This window comes from Sphaerospermopsis aphanizomenoides BCCUSP55, from assembly GCF_001586785.1.
Classification (GTDB): domain Bacteria; phylum Cyanobacteriota; class Cyanobacteriia; order Cyanobacteriales; family Nostocaceae; genus Sphaerospermopsis_A; species Sphaerospermopsis_A aphanizomenoides_A.
The window spans coordinates 1-19,252 of record NZ_LUFH02000109.1 but is presented as its reverse complement, the minus strand read 5'-3'; the positions used below and the strand labels follow the sequence as shown (position 1 = coordinate 19,252).

The window sequence follows — 19,252 nt, the reverse complement described above, 5'->3', positions numbered from 1 at the left end:
GCTTGATGTAAATCACCAGAACGAAGTTGAAATTCTCCTAAAATATTATATAATTTTGCTACAATTGCCTTATCTTGAAGTTTATCAATATGAAATCTAAGATGATTGCTCATTATATTGAAAATACCAAGTCTGCCAAAAGCTCCAGCAAGACTAGACTTATCATCTATTTGTTTTACAATAGTCTTAGCAGCTAAATTAAAATCTTCAATATTCAAATAATGATAATAAGGTTCAAAAGCAGTTAAAGCATCTTTAATAGTTTCAACACTTTTAATACTTTTAGTCCAAAATTCTCCTGCTTGAATATTTGCTTTTTCCCAATCCTTACTATTTTTCAATCTTTCAATTGCTTCTTGCCGAATTATCGGATGTAACAAATATTCACTATTATTAAATTCAACTAAAGCGTGCGCTCTCAAAATTTTAATAATTCTTTTATGCTGATTTTCTGGTACATCCCAAAGTAAACAAAACAAACCTGCTTCTGGTACAGTTGGGACATCTTGATAACGATAACATCCCATCCGACAAAGCAAATTATAAGCATCAAGATTAATATGAGCTAATCTTTCAAATTGTTCTTTAATGAAATTCCCTACCGCAGTTTCAATTTCTAAATTCTTCTCAGTTTTATTATCCTGCCAATAAGCAATAATATCTCCATTAAAATCATTTATAATGGTATTACATAATACTTTCATGGCCAAAGCATTACCCCCATAGACGTTGTGAATTTCAGTTAATATGTGAGTATCTGAATTAATTTCTTGATAATTCCAATATTTATGCCATGCTTCTACAGTTAAACTAAGCAGTTTATACAGAGTAATATCTAAACCCTCATAAAGAGGCTCACGGCTGGTAATAAGGGTAATAGACTTAACGCTAGTATCAGTTAAAATTCGCAATAATTCTACATAACTGCGATGCTGTTCAATAAACTTTCCTGAAGCATCTAAAGCAGGTTCAAGGTTATCTATTAAAATTCCTATTTCCTGTGTTTGGAGTTTCTGTTTTAATCGATTTAAAGATACGATAAGTTCTCGCCCAGGTTCTTCTCCTAATTGACGCAGTTTTTCCTCTAATAAACTCTCTACAGATGCAATATCTTTTGTTTCTTTAGCAATAGGAAAATCTAATACTGTTTTAAACCTTCTTTTAAGATATTTCTGAGCTAAACGAGTTTTACCAGTACCTCCAGGTGCGATGATTTGGATAATTTTTGCACCTTTATTAATCAGGTTGTCAAGATGTGCGATCTCACTTTCCCGACCTATAAAATTAGGGTCATATTCTCTGAATCCCTCTAAATCTTCATAACCTGAATTTTTGTCAAAAGTCGTTTTTTCTTCACCACCCGCAATTTGAAGACTTATCACTTTTGTAGGTTGAATGTTGTTAATAGCTGCAATTGCACTTTCCCTGCCTATGAAATTTCGCTCAATTGCACCTTTAAAATTTGCTTTGCTTATATTTTCTTTTAAAATATCAGAAAGTAACTTCCATAACTTAATACCAATCAATTTTACGTGACTTTCATGAACAGATAACTGGTTTGCCATTTTGGAAAAACTTTGGCCTTCCCAAGATTTCCTAAAAACCTCTCTCTCTAAATCATGTAGATATTTACCTGTTTTCTGAAAAACTAAGGTATCAACGAAATTTAAAGCTGTTTCAGCATCCATAATTAAGCTAGATCATTAAGGTTTCATCAATATCTTAATCCTTTATTAGACAGTCTAGCAACGTGATCTCAAAAACTAATTACTACTATTTAAGCCCAAAAAATACTGCATTTCGTTATATAGGTTAAGTTTTATAACAAAAATAAACTATATGTTGCCATATAATACCAGCAAGCATATAGTTAAATTTAAATACAAAAAGTCCTAGCCTTCACGGGGTTAGGACAGTTTTTAAAACATAATCTAGAGGCCATTATGGCACAAAAAGCATCTGAATTCCCAATTTCTAAAGTAGCTTCAACTCTTTTAGCTACTACACTTACAGCAGCATCAATAGTCCTTAGCGTGAATTTACTTAGCCAAGGAAGTTTCCCTGATGGCTCTTACCCAATTACTAATCAATGTACTGATGCTGATACTCAAACTATCAGTCGTACATCATCTCGTAGTCTTTACTGGTATTGGGGGCAAATGACAATATTAAACCCCATAACCTTTATGATTACATTCAAAAATAAGAGATTCTGCCTGTTATTGAGAATAAAAAGGGGCAATTTTCGACTACTCATTATCTCCCCCTCACGTGATATTTAACTCCCCCCCTTGTGATAATTGATTTTCCTGAAACCTTTACTCAGTAAAGGTTTCAACCCCTGAATACTCAAATTACATAAAACCTGCACACTATATAGATATGGCCGGAAAAAAACTACTCAAAACGGGGTTGTATCCTAGTCAGAACATCTATTTCAGCCCTGCGGGGATACTCACCTGGTTTTGAGTGCGCTGCCATGAAACGTCAATACACCACCAAACGCAATCCTTGTCCTGTCTGTGGCAACCATCACGGTTGCGCTATTCGCTCAGATAATTTAATTGAGTGCTTTCGGAGTTTCAGCCAACATGATGCTCCTGCTGGTTATCGCTTTATCAAGCTCCTGCGTAACGATATGGGCGGTTTATTCGTCCCAGATGATAAAAGTGGTCAAATCCAGGGTGAGCGTCTGTATTCGCCTCAAAATCGGGCTGGTAGCAGAAAGATTAACAAAGGGTTGAGTATTGAGGAACGGAACAGGCAAAACCGATTACTTTTAAACTCCACTGTGAGTAGTTTGGGTACTCAACATATCTCCCACCTGCAAACACAACGACAGTTGACTACTCAAGAAATTAACTGGCTCAAAGACTTAGGTTGGGTGAGAAGCTGGGAACCAGGATTATCTGCCCCGGTGGGGGTAACATCTGCTGTGGCTGGGGTGTCACTTGAAGGTAGACTATTGGGGAGAGAAGGAATTGCGATCGCAGCCCTTGACCCCTATTTTCAAATCACCGGCTTTCAAATTGCTACTCTGCAAACCAAACCCAAATACATCTGGTTGAGTAGTTCTAACCAAGGGGGAAACGGACCACATTTACCAAATGGGGAATTACCTCTGTTTTGTTGGAAACACCCAAACTGCAAAAGGGCAAAAGTAGTAATTCTTTGCGAAGGCGCACTCAAATCTCTACTCACCGCCGTGTTTTTGTGGCGTTCTGGGCAAACTGATATTGCCGTCATTGGTACAGCATCTGCCGCACGCTATGGTCAACAAACCCTCAAAGATTACCTAAAGCGGTTGCGTCCCCAAGAAATTCGGCTGATGCCTGATGCTGGTGCGATACTCAATCCCCACATTGCCAAAGCCAACGAAGATACTCTGCAACAGTGCCGTAAATTGAGATATTCTCTATCTGTGGGTGACTGGGGACAACTCGAAACCAAAGAGCAATTAGACATTGACGAATTACTGGCCGTAGGTCGGCAAGATGAGATTAAACTAATTAGCACTGCTGCTTACCTGAATCGCCATCATATCCATCAACAAATTAGAAAACTACTCAAACAAGGTTCATTCCAGTTGGTGCAGGATAAGTTGATTACCCTAAAACCCGCTCCCAACTCTACAGACAATTTAGATTTAATTCAGCAGTATGCAAAAGGCGTTGAATACTGCCGTAAAGGTGGATATCAGGTAATGGTGAGTTGGAATAATGAAGCAATACCTTCTGAAAATTCTTCTCCTCCTGCACCCTGTACCCTTAATGATAAATATTTAACTGGTGATATCAATCTTTCCCCCTGCCCCCCGCACCAGGTCACTGAGCGACTTGTACTGAGCGCAGTCGAAGTAAGCCAAAGTGCTGCACCCCTGCATCTTCTGACACCAGAAGAGTTTTTTGCTGGATGTTCAGAACAAGTACAACAGTCTCTGGCTCAGATAGACCGAGAATGGGAAATGCTCTACAAACTCAAGCTCTGGTTTGGGCGGATGGTGGAGCGTTATCGTCCCAAAAAAGGTTTTGGTCAACAAAATTCGGGTTTAAAAAAGGCAGAATTAGAGGGTAATTTTCAGATAAACGAACCACAGAGGCACAGAGAACACGGAGAAGGAAAAGACAAGGTTGAGAGGTTTCAAGAGGCAAGGGAGCAGGGAGCAGGGGGCAGGGGAGACAATTCAGTTGAGGATTCAACCCCACCTGGACAAGAACCACTTTGTAAAAGTGGAGGACTTGAACCTATGTTGCACTCCGCTTTACAGCAGGAGGAAGGGGTCATTGCATCATGCAATGTCATTGAATATAAACCTGGAAAGTTCCCCAAATATGGCACTTTACAACAACCACCGAAAATTATCTTCAAAAAAGGTCAGCGTTTGCAAGTTTACGCTGAAGCTATCGCTGCTGGGTGGAAACACATTTTAGATAAAAGTCCCACTGGTACATTTAAAAGCCATGATGCAGGAACAGCTTTACCAACAGCTTTGGGAGTAGAAAAGTTATGGTATTTTACCAGTCATGCTCGCAATGTCAGTACAGAAACAATTGAGCGCAATTATGAATATCTGGATGTACGTAATTCAGGTATGGTTTGGGATACTACCCCAAACGGTAAACGTTACCTAAGATGGCCTAAGCACGGAGAAACACCAGATACAAAAGGTAATTGCCATCGTAGCCAGATTTTTAATGTTTTACGTAGCAAGAATTTAGAATCTATTGAAGGTGCAGAAAACCCCATCTGTGCTACTTGTCATTTACTAGAAGCTTGTCGTGGTTGTGCAGGTCCCGGTTTTGGACATCGTTTTTTGAGGAAAGAGACTTTTAAGAGCGATCGCATTCGTTGTCATCCTGATAGCGCACCCCAACCAGAAGATTTTGACTGGTCAACTAGCGGTATTTTCTGGGATGAAGTTATGCAAACAGTACAACCAGTTAATACTATCACTGCCAATTTACGGGATATTGATCAAGTAATAGCAGAGTTAATAACTAATTCTCCTGAAATCAGTCTGCAATTACAACCAATGTGGGCAGTTTTAAGAGAATGTGTAACAGGAGATATTCAACAACCTTACTACGGTTGGAATGATGCTGGTGTCCGAGGAATGTTGGGTAAAGCACCAAAAAATTTAGATGAAATCATTACAGAAGTAATGCAGATTTTACAACCAGATTTATTACCAATTTTTAACTCTACCAGTCAGTATGGAGTAGATTTAAGTGATTTACCCAAAAAAGTGCGAAAACAGTTTGGTAATCCTATTTCTGAATTAGTGGATAAAATTCAAACAGAGATAGTAGTTAACTGGTTTGTACCATTTTTACAAGTTTGGGGTAGAAAAATTTCCGGTGCAATTCGGATTGATAATGGTAAGCTGAGTGTGACAACTCGTAATTCACGTCATAGTGCGATCGCCAAATCAACACTATGGAATGTTTACTTAGATGCTACTACAAAACCTGAGTATATAGCTTGGTGGTTTGATATTGAACCAGAAGCAATTTTAACTGTAGAGCAAGAAATAACTAAAGCCAATAATTTACAAATTATCCAAATTACAGGATTAGGACAAGTTTCTAAAAATCGTTCTTCCTACTGTCAAGAAAGAGTCAGTGCATTGCGACAGGAATTATTGTCTCGTCATAGTGATATCAAATTTATTGACTTTGTAAAATGCTGTGAAAATGAAGATGGTGGCTGGTTTAGAGACAGTCGCGGTTCTAATGAGTTCCAAGAAATTACAGCTTTAGCTACTTTTGGGATTCCCTATCAGAATATCGGGCATTTAGAAACCTTATATCTGACTTTAAAACCCACGGATGATCAAGTTAACTATCATAACTGGGATGATATAAAACTCAATCATAGCAATAGCAATAAATCATTATATTACTCAAAAATCAATCAAGATTTACAAAAATTTATTGATTGGGTTACGCAATCGGAAATTATCCAAGCTATTGGCAGATTAAGAGTAAATAATCGTCGGGAATCAGAACTTCATTTTTATTTTTGTGCTGATTACGATTTGAGCTTTTTAGAACATGAAATCAGATATGTACAAGCAGCAGAGATAACAATTGAAGCTGGTTCTAAAGATGAGAAATCTTGGTGGAAAATTGAAACCGCAGTTAAAGAACTTTGGTTACAGGGACAAAAGATTACTCAACCAGTTGTAGCAGTAGTTTCTGGTATGAGTCAGGGGTATATTTCCAAGTTAGCAACTGAGTTTGGAGGAGGTTGGAAACAATGGTTAAAAATATTCCTTTCTCTATTAAATAGTAATAATAGCAAAAGGAATAATCTGGATGATATAAGCGATGTTTTAAAAGAGGAATTGGAAATGACAGATATAGATTTTAGTCTGCAAGATTTGAAGATGAAATCTCATCAGGAAATAGTTAAAAAAGTGTTTGCAATAGATAAACATTTAGATGATGTTGATCGGCAGTATTTTTTAGATGAAATGCCAATTAAATCTCAGTCTAAGATTATCGCTGCTTTGCTTTCGATATTGCCTAAATGTTGGGTTCAGGAATTGATAAAGGTTAATTGTTCGTTTTCTGGATAGCATCTGAAATGTGTAAGTTTATTTTTATCTAATAATATAAAACTGCCCCACCCTTGATCTGATTGTATCCCTTACGAAAAATCGAGACATTATCGTTAAGGATGCACGTTTATAGTGTGCTGTAAACTTTTGCTCAAAGGGTTATAATACACAAAGGGAAGAGAGTTTTTGGCGTGGTTATGTTTATTTTTTCAAAATTGGGATGCTCCCGTTCCCTGTTACCTAACCCAACAGATATAATAGCTATATCTCTAACGAGTAGTGAAACTCACAAACAGAAATGATATGAGTCATTTTTTCATCGTGATAGTGTTTACGTTCGTGGAGTGTGGTCTAAGCCATAATTATTCGTGAAGATAGGAAACAAATAATCAAGATGTACCTAGTTTCGCAAAAATCAAATAGGAGACTTATATGTTAAATTACAATACATTACATTGTTTACCTTCTTCAGCAGAATTACCAGATTCAGACGATACCCCAGTGGATAACGAACTACAAATTTTAATTCCCAATTTATTATTAGCTATCCTAGTCAATATTTGGCAAAAGCGAGATGATTGGTTTTTTGGGATTAATATGGGAATTTATTATGCAGGAAGTAAACCTGCTATAGTACCAGATGCCTTTTTAAGTTTGGGAGTAGAACGCTTTGTTGGTGAACATGGACGTTCTAGTTATGTACTTTGGGAAGAAGATGGTATTCCCCCAATTTTAGCCTTAGAAATTGTTTCTCAAACTTACAATTACGAATATGAGCAAAAGAAATTAGACTATGCAGAATTAGGCATTTTATATTATGTCATTTATGCCCCTACACGCCTACGTCGGAAACGTCAACGTTTAGAAGTTTACCGCTTAGTCAATGGTGAATACATCCTTCAACTAGGGGATAAAATTTGGATGCCAGAGATAGGTTTAGGTATTGGTAGGGAACAGGGAACTTATCAAGGTAGAACCAGGGAATGGTTATATTGGTATGAGGAAAATGGTAATAGATATTTTACCCAAGAGGAAGAATTGCAATCTCTTTTAGCTAGGTTACAAGCAAGGGGAATTGACCCAAATACACTGTAAATTTTTGAAACTCTTTATTAGTCAAGATTTTGGATTTATTGATTAAGCCATAAATTCTATTAATCTCCTAACTCTTGTTCTTTTTTATTAAATTCATTACTCTGATTATACTCCATTAATGCTATCAATTTAAATTTTTCTATCTCCGCTTCTGTTAATTGATTTGTAGTAACTTGAAACTGAGTATAATTTGTTTTTCTAACAGCATTTAAAGCAACGTCATGTTCAGAATAGAGATATTGCTTCCTTTTCAAAATTAGAATTTGCTCCTCTGTAGATGTAACTTGTATTGAAGCAGTAAATTCATCCGATTGATAAACTCTTTTTTCTCCATCTTCACTATCTTCTATTAAACTTCCTTCGCTCATTAACCTTGCCATTATGAGAGGAATAACATATAACATAATGTCTTCCTCATATATTTCGGTTCTGTTTTCTTCTTGTTCATCTTCCAAAACTATAATCGAGTCATAATTGATTTGAGTGAAATTATCTGGTTCATCTGTTTTATTTACAGTTAAATCATTTACGAAAGTTACTGCTGATTCAGGAATAAACTCTGGATTTTCTAACTGGATGTCGTCTGGTTCAAATTCTATTAAAATAGATTCTTCTACTGTTCTTCCAGAATTAAGACCAGCAATAATAGATGCTAATGTTTTGATAGCATCGTTTTGTTCTTCAATACTCACTGTTTCTGTTACTGGAATAGATTCTGACTCATCGTAACCAACATATTCAAGAAGTTGGCTTAACATATAAGCAGTTTTAGTAGGTGAAATATCAGGTGATATTTTATTTGATTCTTCAGTGAGCATAGTTAGGGGGTTATTTGTCATAAATTTATGCTAATGAATTGATTAGGTGGATTGTTATAGCAGAAAGCAATAGTGAAATCCTTATTATTTTTATGTTTCCATAATTGATTAATGTCCTAATTACCCTGGCTACAGCTATAGTTTAAAGATGTATTAGCCCTCTCCGAAAATTAGTTTTTCAGCTAGACAGGTTTTAAGGGTTTCAGATTCTTTTTCGGAAATGTCCATTGTAAAAAACGCAATCTGAAATAGAGGTTTAGTTGACATACTTTGGTGTTTTTTACAAATCAAAAAGTTTTAGTTGGAAAAATATTAAACTTGAAGATACTGATTTTTGACAGATGCTAAAGATTGATTAATATTTTGATTTATTTCCTCAAATACATCAATAACTTCAGCCGATACTTTACTCTCCTTGATTTGTCCTACTTGAATATCTAGTAAAACAGTTCCATTTTTTTTATTAATTCTTAAATCCTTTTGGGAATTATTGATTGTAATTGAGTATTCTTTACCTTGTACTATAATTTCACCGTTTTCTTGCCGACTGCCAAATACATCTCCTATTCGTTGAGCGATTTGTGTAATTCGATTGATAGAATGTAATTCTTGAAAATCATTATTCATTGCTAAACGTGCTTTATCTGTTAATCCTGTACCTGATTTAAACTCATTACCAACTTCGGCAATTCGCTGAATATATTCTGCTGATTTACCTAAATTTTGTGCAGTTAAATACCAAGTTCTTAATTGTTCTATAGTTGTTTCTTCATGGCGAAGACTGGTATCAGCAGCCTCTTTTTGAAAAATGTTTGATGAGGAAATATGTGTAGAATTAGGCGAATTTATCCTGTCAGATGACACCACAGATAATGGTTGTGTAGGTACTGAAGAAGATACTTCTGAAGCCGGTGGTGCAACAGATTGTGGTTGTTGGTTAGTAAGCGTAGTATCTTGTTCTAGCTTGACTGCGCGTGTGTACCCATCCTTAATAGCTTCCAACTTATACCCCTGTCTTTCTAAATATTGTTTTACCAGTTGGTCAGTACCAGCAGCATTACCCACTACAAAGGAACTGTTGGATGCGATCGCTCTATCAATCAGTGGTACATAATGTTTATTGAAAGTTTCCAGAATTTGTTGTTGAGTAACACCCCTCCAGGGACCAGAACCTGAAACCATAATTGTGTCATTGTCTGAGTAAACACCTGTATTTGCCCTTTCCCCCCAAGCTTGTTGATAATTACGGGTGCTAGAGGGTGTTTCAGGTGGTGCAGCAGATATACCAATAAATTGAGTAGCTACTTCAGCCATTGCCACATCTTTGTGCATATGCGGCGCTACAGCTGCATTCAGGGGTTGGAGATTAGCAAGTGGGTTGAAAGTTTTAGGAGAAGTAGCAATTTCTTTTCCAGAATCTCTAGGTTGCGGTGTATTAACTGTTTTTACATCTTCATTTCGTGGTAATTCTGAGGATGCTTGAGTAATAGTCTGAGAGTTTTCCAACACCCTAGAATATCCCTCAATTAAAGCGCGGATAAACGGAGATTCTTTACCCTTCCCTTCCCAGTAGTTATCTCTGCTGGAAGTGACATAGTGAGTACAGTTTTCCAGCCATTCTACTCCTCCCCTTTGGGTGATAGCTGCAAACAACTTAGGGTGTTGTTCTAACTTAGCTTGAATGATTTCTGCCATTAACTGTATTCGTGGTTCTCCCAAAGGTACTGTAGTTTTGTAGTGTTGGTAAGCTTGTTCAGCAGAGACAAAAGGGACTCCAGCAGGTTTATCTTGGGTATAGGTTTCCGGTCCATACTTACCGGCGGTTACTGCGGCGTTATCACGGAAAGATACAGGGTACTCCCCTTGAATTTTGCCTAATTCCTTGGCTTTAACTGTAGGATTAGTCATAGCTGCACCTAGAGGGTCAGAACTTCTCGAACCGATATTCACCGGAGAAGTAATAACAGATGTCAGGGGTATGGCTGTAGATAAAGGTGATGGTATAGGAGGTGTAACTAATGACTGTTCAAGTTTTGCATTGGGGAAAGGTAGGATTTTACCGTTGACATAATCTCCCAGTGGTTCTGTATGCAGTCCCCACACTTCGGGTTTATCCCTAAAACTGGCCAGTTCTTGACTGCTGTGTTTTTCCATTGCTGCCCATTGTTGCTGATATGCGTGATCTGCAATCATTTCTGGGGTGATGCGGTATTGTTTACCTACTCGAAAGGCAACTTGTTGGGAATTAGATATAGCGATGGCGGAACGCCCGCCGGAGGCGATCGCACTATTAGACGCACCGGAAGCGATCGCAATATCCCCCTCTTTAAACCCATAAGCTTTGTACGGTTCATAAGTCCTGGTTGTATGACATCTACCATATCCGCGCATAGCATCAATAGTAGTGCTGACGGGTAAAGGATTGGGTTCACCGTGCATTTTCAGAGGAAACACCATTTGCACAGGTTTACCTGAAATCACAACATCCTTTTCTTCGGGTTTGGATAAGATGGAGGTATTAACAGGTAATACCTCAGCTACTGCGGATATTGGTTGCTGATTTTCAGAAATTAAAATTGTTTCTTCGGGTGTAACTGTAACAGGAATTGTTGTTGTAATTGATTCCTGAAATTTATCTATTTGTTCACCTACTATATATGGTCTATTAGGAAGAGAAATAAGACGTTGATTGTAAGCACTCTTTGTCCCATCAGCACTTAATATTTCTCCAAACTTTGCCTGCAAAGCATTGAAATCATCATTTGTAATTGTATTGCTAACCAAGTAAAATACAGACATCCCTTTTTTAGTCTCTATCGGTACATCCTGTCGAGGTAAAATATTAAATTCGATATTTTTAGCTTGCAACCAATTTTGTACTAATTTTGTTTTATGCTTATCTACCGTCATCCCTATTAAACCCAGTACCTGATCTTCCTTAGCAGAAAATAAGATTGTGGGACGTTCTTTGATTTTCTCCAGTAACAAACTACTGTTTTCCAGCATCATCTCTTGTTTTGTTACTGTATTTAATTGGGAGTTATCCTGAAAAGATTGAGCTTCCTTTGTCCAAATTTCGGGATATTGTACTGTATTGGGTTCAATTTTAATAAAAGTGTGAGAAAAATTGCTTTGTAAAGTACAATTCACAGAACCTTGTTGACCGTGTTTAAGCAATCCTAAACTTTGTAGTGCTTCCTTATCTTTTTTATAGTGGAGAACTCCTAATAACTCTCCATCAAGAAAAACAGCATCCCTATTTTTACTGGTTGGTACTTCTAAACTAACGCTTTTATATTCTTCTCCAGTAAAAACTTGACCTTTGAAATCATAAACATTAATCTTATTAATTTTTAACAAATTCCCATGAGGTGATTCAGCAATAATAAAGCCACCTTCATGTTGACTATCACCAATAGATTTTAATTTAAGTTGTAGCGGATTACCATTAGATAAATAATTGATTTTTCTTAATTCTTGAATTGAATCAGCATCCAGTTCTCCCAATGTTTGACCATTCAATTTAATTTTAGCGGTGTTAATAGGAATGGGTACATTACCAATAGTGAGTGTAACTGCTTCACCATTAAAAGTCTTACCTGCATGAGCAAATTTACTAATTTCTCTGATAGTAATATTGATTGGTGGTTGCGATGGTAAATTAATAGTTGCCGTAGCTGTATAAGTTTCACCTGGTTTAATATATGCTTGTGCTTGAGTACCAATTGGTAACTGGCCTGTTCTTTGTTCCAAAACAGCAAATTCTTTGTATTCTCCATCATTATCTTTGACAAAAACCAATCTAGAATTATGTCTCTCATGTCCTGGAGGATAGCGACTAGCGCGTATTTCTATATCATATTTTTCTTGTAGATTCCATTCTCTACCAACAAAATTATCTCCTTCCTTACCAATTCCTAATACCTTGAGTTCTGAAAATTGTAACTCATCTAATCGGCTAACTATTTCCTTACCAAAAGTTGCAAATACAAAATTAGAAACCTTCTTTCGAGAATTGAAATTATGATTATCACCTTGTTCTAATTCATCTTGTCGAGAAGCTGATATACTCCACGTTGCAGCTGCAACTGCTAATTTTTGGTCTTCAGGAAATAAATTATAGAAATTTTCAGCAACAGCATAAGCTTCTTGAAACAGTAACTTGATTTGACTTTCTCTCAGTTCAGGTTTAAGTTCAACTAATGTCGCTTCCTGAGTTGTCATTCCTGGTTTTAAATTATAGTCAATTACAGATTGTTGACTAACTGTTCCCAGCTTCTCATATTTAGCTTCTCCATTTTCTGTTTCTCCATCAATTTGTGCTATTGCTAATAAAGTATGGGGACGTTGCAAAGACCGATATTTTTCTGGTATTTCTTCTAAACGGATGTTGAGTGTTGAACCTTTCCAAATTCCCGGATGTTCGTAGCGAGTGAGATTAGTAATGGTGATTTCTGTACCACTGCTTGTTTTCACAACAGCATAAGAACCTTGTTCAGTTTCTCGACGTTTATTTAATCTGGTAGCAGCATTAAATTTTTCATCAAATTCTTGTTTAGTTAAAATAGCCTGGAATTTTTGCTGAGGAGTAAATTCTACACCTTTAAATAAATCTTGGAATTGGATAATAGGACGTGATTCTAAAGGAGATGATTCAAAGTATTTATTAACTTGGTTAATTAATAACTCCACTGGTGAATATCCAGTAGTATTAATACCTTCATTCAAGTAAGCAGATGGAGATTTTTTATCTTTAATATAATTAACATCTCGATAAAGATAACGTTTATTTTCAGCTATTACCTCCATATCAGGCTTTTTGGCACTTTTGAATAAATCCACCGCAATTTGATTTTGGAAACAAGCTTCCTCAATCATTTGTCGGTACATATTCTGGTTAACTAACATTGACTGTTCTATTACTTCAGGACTTTTATCTTGAACGGATGCTAGTTGAAGAAACTCTTGCATCTGTTCTCTGTACTCTTCCCTAATTTTTTGAGGATTAGTTTTATCACTTTCTAACTGGAATAATTTTTTATAATGATTAGCAACTTGGTTTAAATATTCAGTTTGTTGTTGGTAATTACCATAGGTGATTAAAATTTCTATTTCTGACTCTAAAGCTTCTAATGCTGTTACATGATTATTGATAATACCAACACTGATACCATCACTCATGTGAATAGCGATTTCTTCAAATTCAGGTTGTGTACCATCTTCTCTGTAAAAAGATTGCTTTTTCAGTTTGACTGTGGGAGCATAAGCATTTTCAGGCAAGTTTTTATATTCAGCTTCGGCAGTAAAATTAGGATATTTATTCGCTAACTCTACACCAATACAGTCACCATCAAAATCTCGACCTTGACGTTCTGATTCTGTTTCTATTGGGTCTAATTCTTCAGTTTCAATACCTTGTGCTTTTAGGGCTTCAATTCTAGCTTGGATGCGTTTATGGTCTTCATCGTTGACCACGATAATTCCTTCTAGTGGGTTGCCATCTGGTCCCAGGTAATCTTCAACCTGTTTGTTGATAGAAACACATAAACCATTAGCATTTAAAAAAGGTGAGCGAAAATTCAGGATTTTTTCACCTTCTATCATCCAAGGGACAAAAATTTCACCATTTTTAAGTTCTTTGGAGGGAATAATCATTCCCCGGTCAAAGGTAAGAACACGACCAAGGGCAATATCTCGCCATTCATTTTGTACAAATCGTGTAAGTTCTTGTTTAACTTTCTCAGTTTCCAAAAGTTGAGCATGACCAAGTAAATCTGATTTGATAATTTTGTACATCAACAAATCATCTTGTTCAGATTCACTATCTTCTTGTAAATCATCTGAATTAGGATTATCGTTATATAATTCTACTGTTTTATCTGGTGTTTCATTCTCTAATTGCTCTGGTTTTTGCTGTCCAATAAATGCTTTACGTTTTTCGTATTTTTCGCAATATAGCTGTGCGACTTTTCTAGGGTCTTTCTGAATTTCTGCAAGTTCTTGGGCTTGCTTTTCTAATTCTTCTGCAAAGTCTTTTATACCTTGGGGGAAAGAAGCTAGTAGTTGAGAAATGGCAGTTTTACCTTTTTGAGACTGTGATTTTTCACCCAACCAAATAGTTTGATTATATAAACCTGGTTTGATTTGGGGTTTAATCGGTGTGGATGGGTTATCTTTATCTGTTCCCTTAAAGCTAGATATGGGGATTATGAGGTCTATTTTGGGTTTGTTTTTGTGATCTGCATATTCTATTTGGGTTAGATTTTGGGGTCTTAGTGTTCCTTTACCAAAACGAAATTTAGTGTCTTCTCCATCATTCTCTCTCCAACCAAAGCGGTGTTGAATAACACTGTAATTCTGATCTTTTTCTTTTTTATGTTTGGTTAGTTGGTGGTATAGTTCTGTTGAAATCTGTCCGTAGCAATCTCCAACCAATTTCCAAGCATCTTCGTTGTTTAAAATCCCTCCGTTTTCTCCAGTGGTGTCATCTACCACCAGAATGTTTAGTTTTTCATGTATAGCATTTTGGCATGAACCTAAAAATATAGAACCGTAAGCACCTCTGTCTTTACGATCTGGACATAATTTTTCAATAACTTCTAAACATTCTTCTGATCCATAAAGCAATCGTGTTTTAGAAGACAATAGCAAAATGTGATTATCTGGATGGTTTTTTAGGTCTTCTGCTGTTGTATGTTCGTCCATTTGTCCAAAGGAGAACTGTTTATCAGGTAAGAAGAACTCCAGCAGGGTGTTATCTAATTTCTCCGTTAGGATTGAGTTTAAATTTTGAGTATCTCCATCAGTGTGTAACCATTGGTTTAATTTTGTGTCAAAGTGTTTGAATATGAGTGTCATATTATAATTAGTTTGTACTTGTGAATCTAAAATAAGGATGTTACTATGTCAAGGCTAAATCGTTGGCTGTATTTGAATAGGAAAAAGGTTAATAAAGACGGAACTTTGAACCCAGATTATATAAACGAGAGATTAACTAAAGGTATTAATCAAGAGACAATTGATGATTATGCTTTGACTCTTAAGGCAGAATACGAACGATTGAAATTATTAGATGAAACTGACCCTGAACCGTGGATCAATTACACTGCCTACGATTTCTTTACAGAAGAAGAGAAGCAGCAATTTAATGATGATGGTTCTTTGAAACTAGAATATGTGAAATATGCTCATAGTATTGGAGTCAGTGCTGAATCATTAGCAGAAATGGAACGTCGTAAAAAAATTGAAGTTGATAATTACAATGAATTGTCGGCTCGATATGCGGAACAGGGCATAAATCTTGGTGAACAGCAAATGCAAGCAATTATTTCAAACAACAAAACCTATTTACAAAGAAGGAAGCAGATGGAAATAGATTTGCGTAATTTTGAAGATGTTGATACCTTGCCTTTTGAACCAGAAACACGGTATTGAAATTTGCCAATTTGGTAATTTATACATCACTGTTACAGGAGGTCACAAGGAACAGGTGACAGTGTGAAAAGTCTTTTGTTGTGTGGGTTTTATCATCAATTGATGTCCTAACACGGGCGATCGCTATAACTACTAATAGTTTCCTCAGATTTGATTCTAAAAGTTATTTCACTGATGTTGCTAGTAAAAAAAAGTAGAATTGGAGGTAGTTTTTGTTTGTTGCTTTATATCCTTTGATATAAATCAAACCCATTTTTGATATAACTGTCTTTACTCCAATTCTTTGCTATTTTCTTGTTCTTCTTGTCGGTTGTGGGTTAACAGTAGCATTTTCAGTCTCTCTAGTATCATCAAATCTTCATCTGTCAACCCTTTATCTTTACTTTCAGCGTCATCATAGAGGGAAATTTCTGCAATTTCTTCCGCATTTTTGCGTTTTAGTTTGAGAATGTCCTTCTCTAGTTGAAGGTCGTAGTATTTTCCTGAATATGTTTCTGGTTGTCCTGCTTGTTGCCAAAAAAATCTGATAATTGGGCTGATGTTGTTAGCGTGATTTTGTGAACTATTAACCGATTGGTGTGCGTTTAATAAAGGTGTAATGTTGGAAGGTATTGCATTACTTTCCTGACCGGAAGCTGGGTTGTCTACAGAAACCTTGCTTCTATTCTCAGTTTCCAGAGTATTTTTTGCAGGTTTACTAGAAGCGATTGCCTCCGGCAGTGCGCTCCGCGCAATCGCTAGAGGCGGGCTTTTAGCTATAACTTGCTGTTCCGTGATTATCTCCGTTACTGCATTTTGAGCGATCGCCTCCTCAACTTCGATTGTATTATTTTTAGCTAATGGTGTAGTAATAGCTTGATGTAATTCTGATGGTGATATGTCTGCGGTGAGGGAAGTGATTACTTCCGGTAGTTCTGGTGAGGAGTTCCGCGCAGCACTAATTTCTGAAGTAGTTTCTTGTTTGTGCGTAGTTCTATCGGTTAATGCTATTGCTTCCTCTGGGGACAATATTGTTACCGTTGTTTCTATAGCAGGTGTTGGGATTTCAACCTGTTTTTTACCCCGACAAGAATATATTGCTGGTAAATCTCGCTCAGGGTTATAAGATACACCTCGTTTTTTCTGAAGCCCTGGAAAGCTGTACGCTGACCCTAATTTATACCCACCAACCTTGACACCATTCATCTCAAAAGCGATCGCCTCTTTAAACAACCCCCCGGTACTAAACTGAGGATGAACCACAACACTTTGTTGCTGAAGTCTCTGTATCAATTGGGTAACAGTTGGCTGGTCTTTCGTAGTTTCATCAATGATGTCAGCTAACAGTTGGGTAATAGGTGGTTGATTGGAAGAGTGGTGTTTCTGTTTTTGGGTTTGGGCGCGGCGATAGCGAAGCGCTCCGTAGGAATCGCTAATAGTTGTTTCAATTCCAATTTTCTCTACTGTTTGGGCTACCCTTTCATTGCTACAGGATACAGCCTCCAAACCGTATTCTTTTTCCAATTTTCGTAATATCACCTCACTGCGGCGATAATCCCAGGAATCTGGTACAACTGAGCCATTCATACGGATACGCGAAGCAATGATATGAATGTGTTCGTGGTTGGTGTCATGGTGACGGGCAACAACATACTGGCTTTGATTTAATTCCTCTCCCAAGAATTTCATGGCCTTGAGCCAATGCTGGGCAATTTCTGTGTATTGCTCATCTTCCAAATGTTCATGGTATTCCCCTTTGTTATGGGATACATCACGGTGAGGAATAGAGAGAATGACATGAGCGCAAGCACGTTGGAGATTGGGGCGAAATCTTCTGGCTGCACCAAATTCTCTAGTTAGTTGTATGGGTGTAGTCCCACCCATATTGCTGTCAATCATGGTGGCTTTCTCCTTACCCAGCACATATTCTAGGGTGGAGCGAAAGCTGTGATTTTTAAACTGTTTGCCAATCAAGGGGTACTCCTCTCAGCAATGTTTACGATGGGTTATGTAGGGGTTAGCTCAATACTTTGTTGGGATAGTGATTTTGGAAAATGTGGTTAATTTTAGAGGGATCACTGAAAGCGGGCGTTCCGCCATCGCATCCGTCATGTCTTTGACCAATCAAACAATTTCTTCTGATTCATCAGCTGTAACCCCACACTCCAGCAGTTGCATTTGTGTTTCCTTAATGGATGCACGCAGGGATTCTACTAAGTTTTGTAGCTGCTCAACATCAAAATTTACGGCTTGTCCTGTTTTTGATGCGTTAGTTGCTGCTGTCGCTATCTGGTTAAGATTCACTCCAATAGCATTTAGTTCTGTATACAACTTCCAATTTAACTCAGGGGGAGGGGGCAATTCTACAACACGCCGTCGAAGTGCGGCACGTCGAATAAATTCTGTGATACTTACTCTGGCTTCATTTGCTTTTTGTTTAAGCTGCTCGTACTCATCAGCAGCAAAACGAACTGGATGCCTAATTGTTCTGATAACTCCATCAGTTCTCTGAGTTTTTTTTGGCATGATGATTATTTCCAAAAAAACTTTTTCAGCTAAAAAATGCGGCAAAAATACTATTTTGAGTGGTTGAGTCCGAGTATAACGCATACACAAAACATGGCTTGCGTCTCACCGGGAATTAAGTTAATAATGTGAATTTGTAAGATTAAATACTTTAACCATATTTTCCTGAATGGATTATTTAGTAAGGTTTTTAGCGTAAGTTACAGTATATATATGTAGGAATGTAGCACCACTTTCTAGATCCCACAGTGTCCCCATTGCGTCCCCATTTTTGACCCAAATAAAATGATTTTTTGAATTTGATAGCCACTTCAACTACTTGATTTTATATAAATTGCCCACAGCGTCCCCACAGTGTCCCCATTGCGTCCCCATTTTTGACCCACAGCAAATTTTAAGCATAATTACTCATTATTTAAACTACATTTATCCTACTTTTGTAATATGTAATTGCCGTTATGGTGGTTGAGATTATATTTTGATTTTAGTTGTGTATTAATAGTTTAACCATACTAATAACTAAATCAAAAGGTAGAGCAAATTAATTAAAAATATATCAAAGAATATAAACATATTATATTTTTTGTTGGTTTTCAACTAGCTCATTCATATAGCAATATATTTGATGTAATCAAAGGAAATTTATGACCTAGATAAAGATTAGTTGGCTTTGCAACCCATACTAAGTTAGTAATCATTTACCTGTCAGCTATCGGGTTCCATCAACTATGTACCTTGAATATTGAAATACAAAGAATGAGAACAAGCAGATGCAAATGAAATTCATGAAATTAAAACTTCAAAATTCTTACTATTGCAGCTAATAGCTGATTACTAA

The 19,252-nt window shown here is 36.8% G+C and carries 9 protein-coding genes; 4 read left to right on the top strand and 5 right to left on the bottom strand.

What is annotated here, in order from left to right; genetic code table 11:
* The coding region (locus tag A0J48_RS22145) for an AAA family ATPase (protein WP_234301094.1) at window positions 1-1,688 on the bottom strand (1,688 nt) is incomplete at its 3' end.
* A 255-nt stretch (window positions 1,689-1,943) separates the two neighbouring features.
* Between A0J48_RS22145 and A0J48_RS22140 the strand changes: the two genes are divergently transcribed.
* From A0J48_RS22140 to A0J48_RS22130, 3 genes are all read left to right on the top strand, one after another.
* Entirely contained in the window at window positions 1,944-2,282 is a 339-nt protein-coding gene (locus A0J48_RS22140) for a hypothetical protein (RefSeq protein ID WP_200326752.1), read from the top strand.
* A 197-nt stretch (window positions 2,283-2,479) separates the two neighbouring features.
* Entirely contained in the window at window positions 2,480-6,580 is a 4,101-nt protein-coding gene (locus A0J48_RS22135; RefSeq protein WP_200326751.1) for a hypothetical protein, read from the top strand.
* Between the two features lie 414 nt (window positions 6,581-6,994).
* Window positions 6,995-7,657, top strand: coding sequence for a Uma2 family endonuclease (locus A0J48_RS22130; protein WP_200326750.1), 663 nt, complete (start codon window positions 6,995-6,997; stop codon window positions 7,655-7,657).
* A gap of 59 nt (window positions 7,658-7,716) precedes the next feature.
* On the opposite strand, the gene A0J48_RS22125 is transcribed toward A0J48_RS22130, so the two are convergent.
* Together A0J48_RS22125 and A0J48_RS22120 are read right to left on the bottom strand one after the other, a co-directional pair.
* Window positions 7,717-8,475: a hypothetical protein gene (locus A0J48_RS22125; protein ID WP_234301093.1), complete on the bottom strand. Its 759-nt coding sequence runs from the start codon at window positions 8,473-8,475 to the stop codon at window positions 7,717-7,719.
* A 312-nt stretch (window positions 8,476-8,787) separates the two neighbouring features.
* Window positions 8,788-15,333, bottom strand: coding sequence for a hypothetical protein (locus A0J48_RS22120; RefSeq protein ID WP_200326748.1), 6,546 nt, complete (start codon window positions 15,331-15,333; stop codon window positions 8,788-8,790).
* Between the two features lie 45 nt (window positions 15,334-15,378).
* Here A0J48_RS22120 and A0J48_RS22115 point away from each other — a divergent pair, with 45 nt between their 5' ends.
* Entirely contained in the window at window positions 15,379-15,909 is a 531-nt protein-coding gene (locus A0J48_RS22115) for a hypothetical protein (protein ID WP_200326747.1), read from the top strand.
* Between the two features lie 270 nt (window positions 15,910-16,179).
* On the opposite strand, the gene A0J48_RS22110 is transcribed toward A0J48_RS22115, so the two are convergent.
* Window positions 16,180-17,862, bottom strand: a complete 1,683-nt coding sequence (locus A0J48_RS22110) for a relaxase/mobilization nuclease domain-containing protein (protein WP_200326746.1) — start codon at window positions 17,860-17,862, stop codon at window positions 16,180-16,182.
* A 150-nt stretch (window positions 17,863-18,012) separates the two neighbouring features.
* Window positions 18,013-18,414, bottom strand: coding sequence for a plasmid mobilization protein (locus A0J48_RS22105; RefSeq protein ID WP_234301092.1), 402 nt, complete (start codon window positions 18,412-18,414; stop codon window positions 18,013-18,015).
* Between the last annotated feature and the right edge of the window lie 838 nt (window positions 18,415-19,252).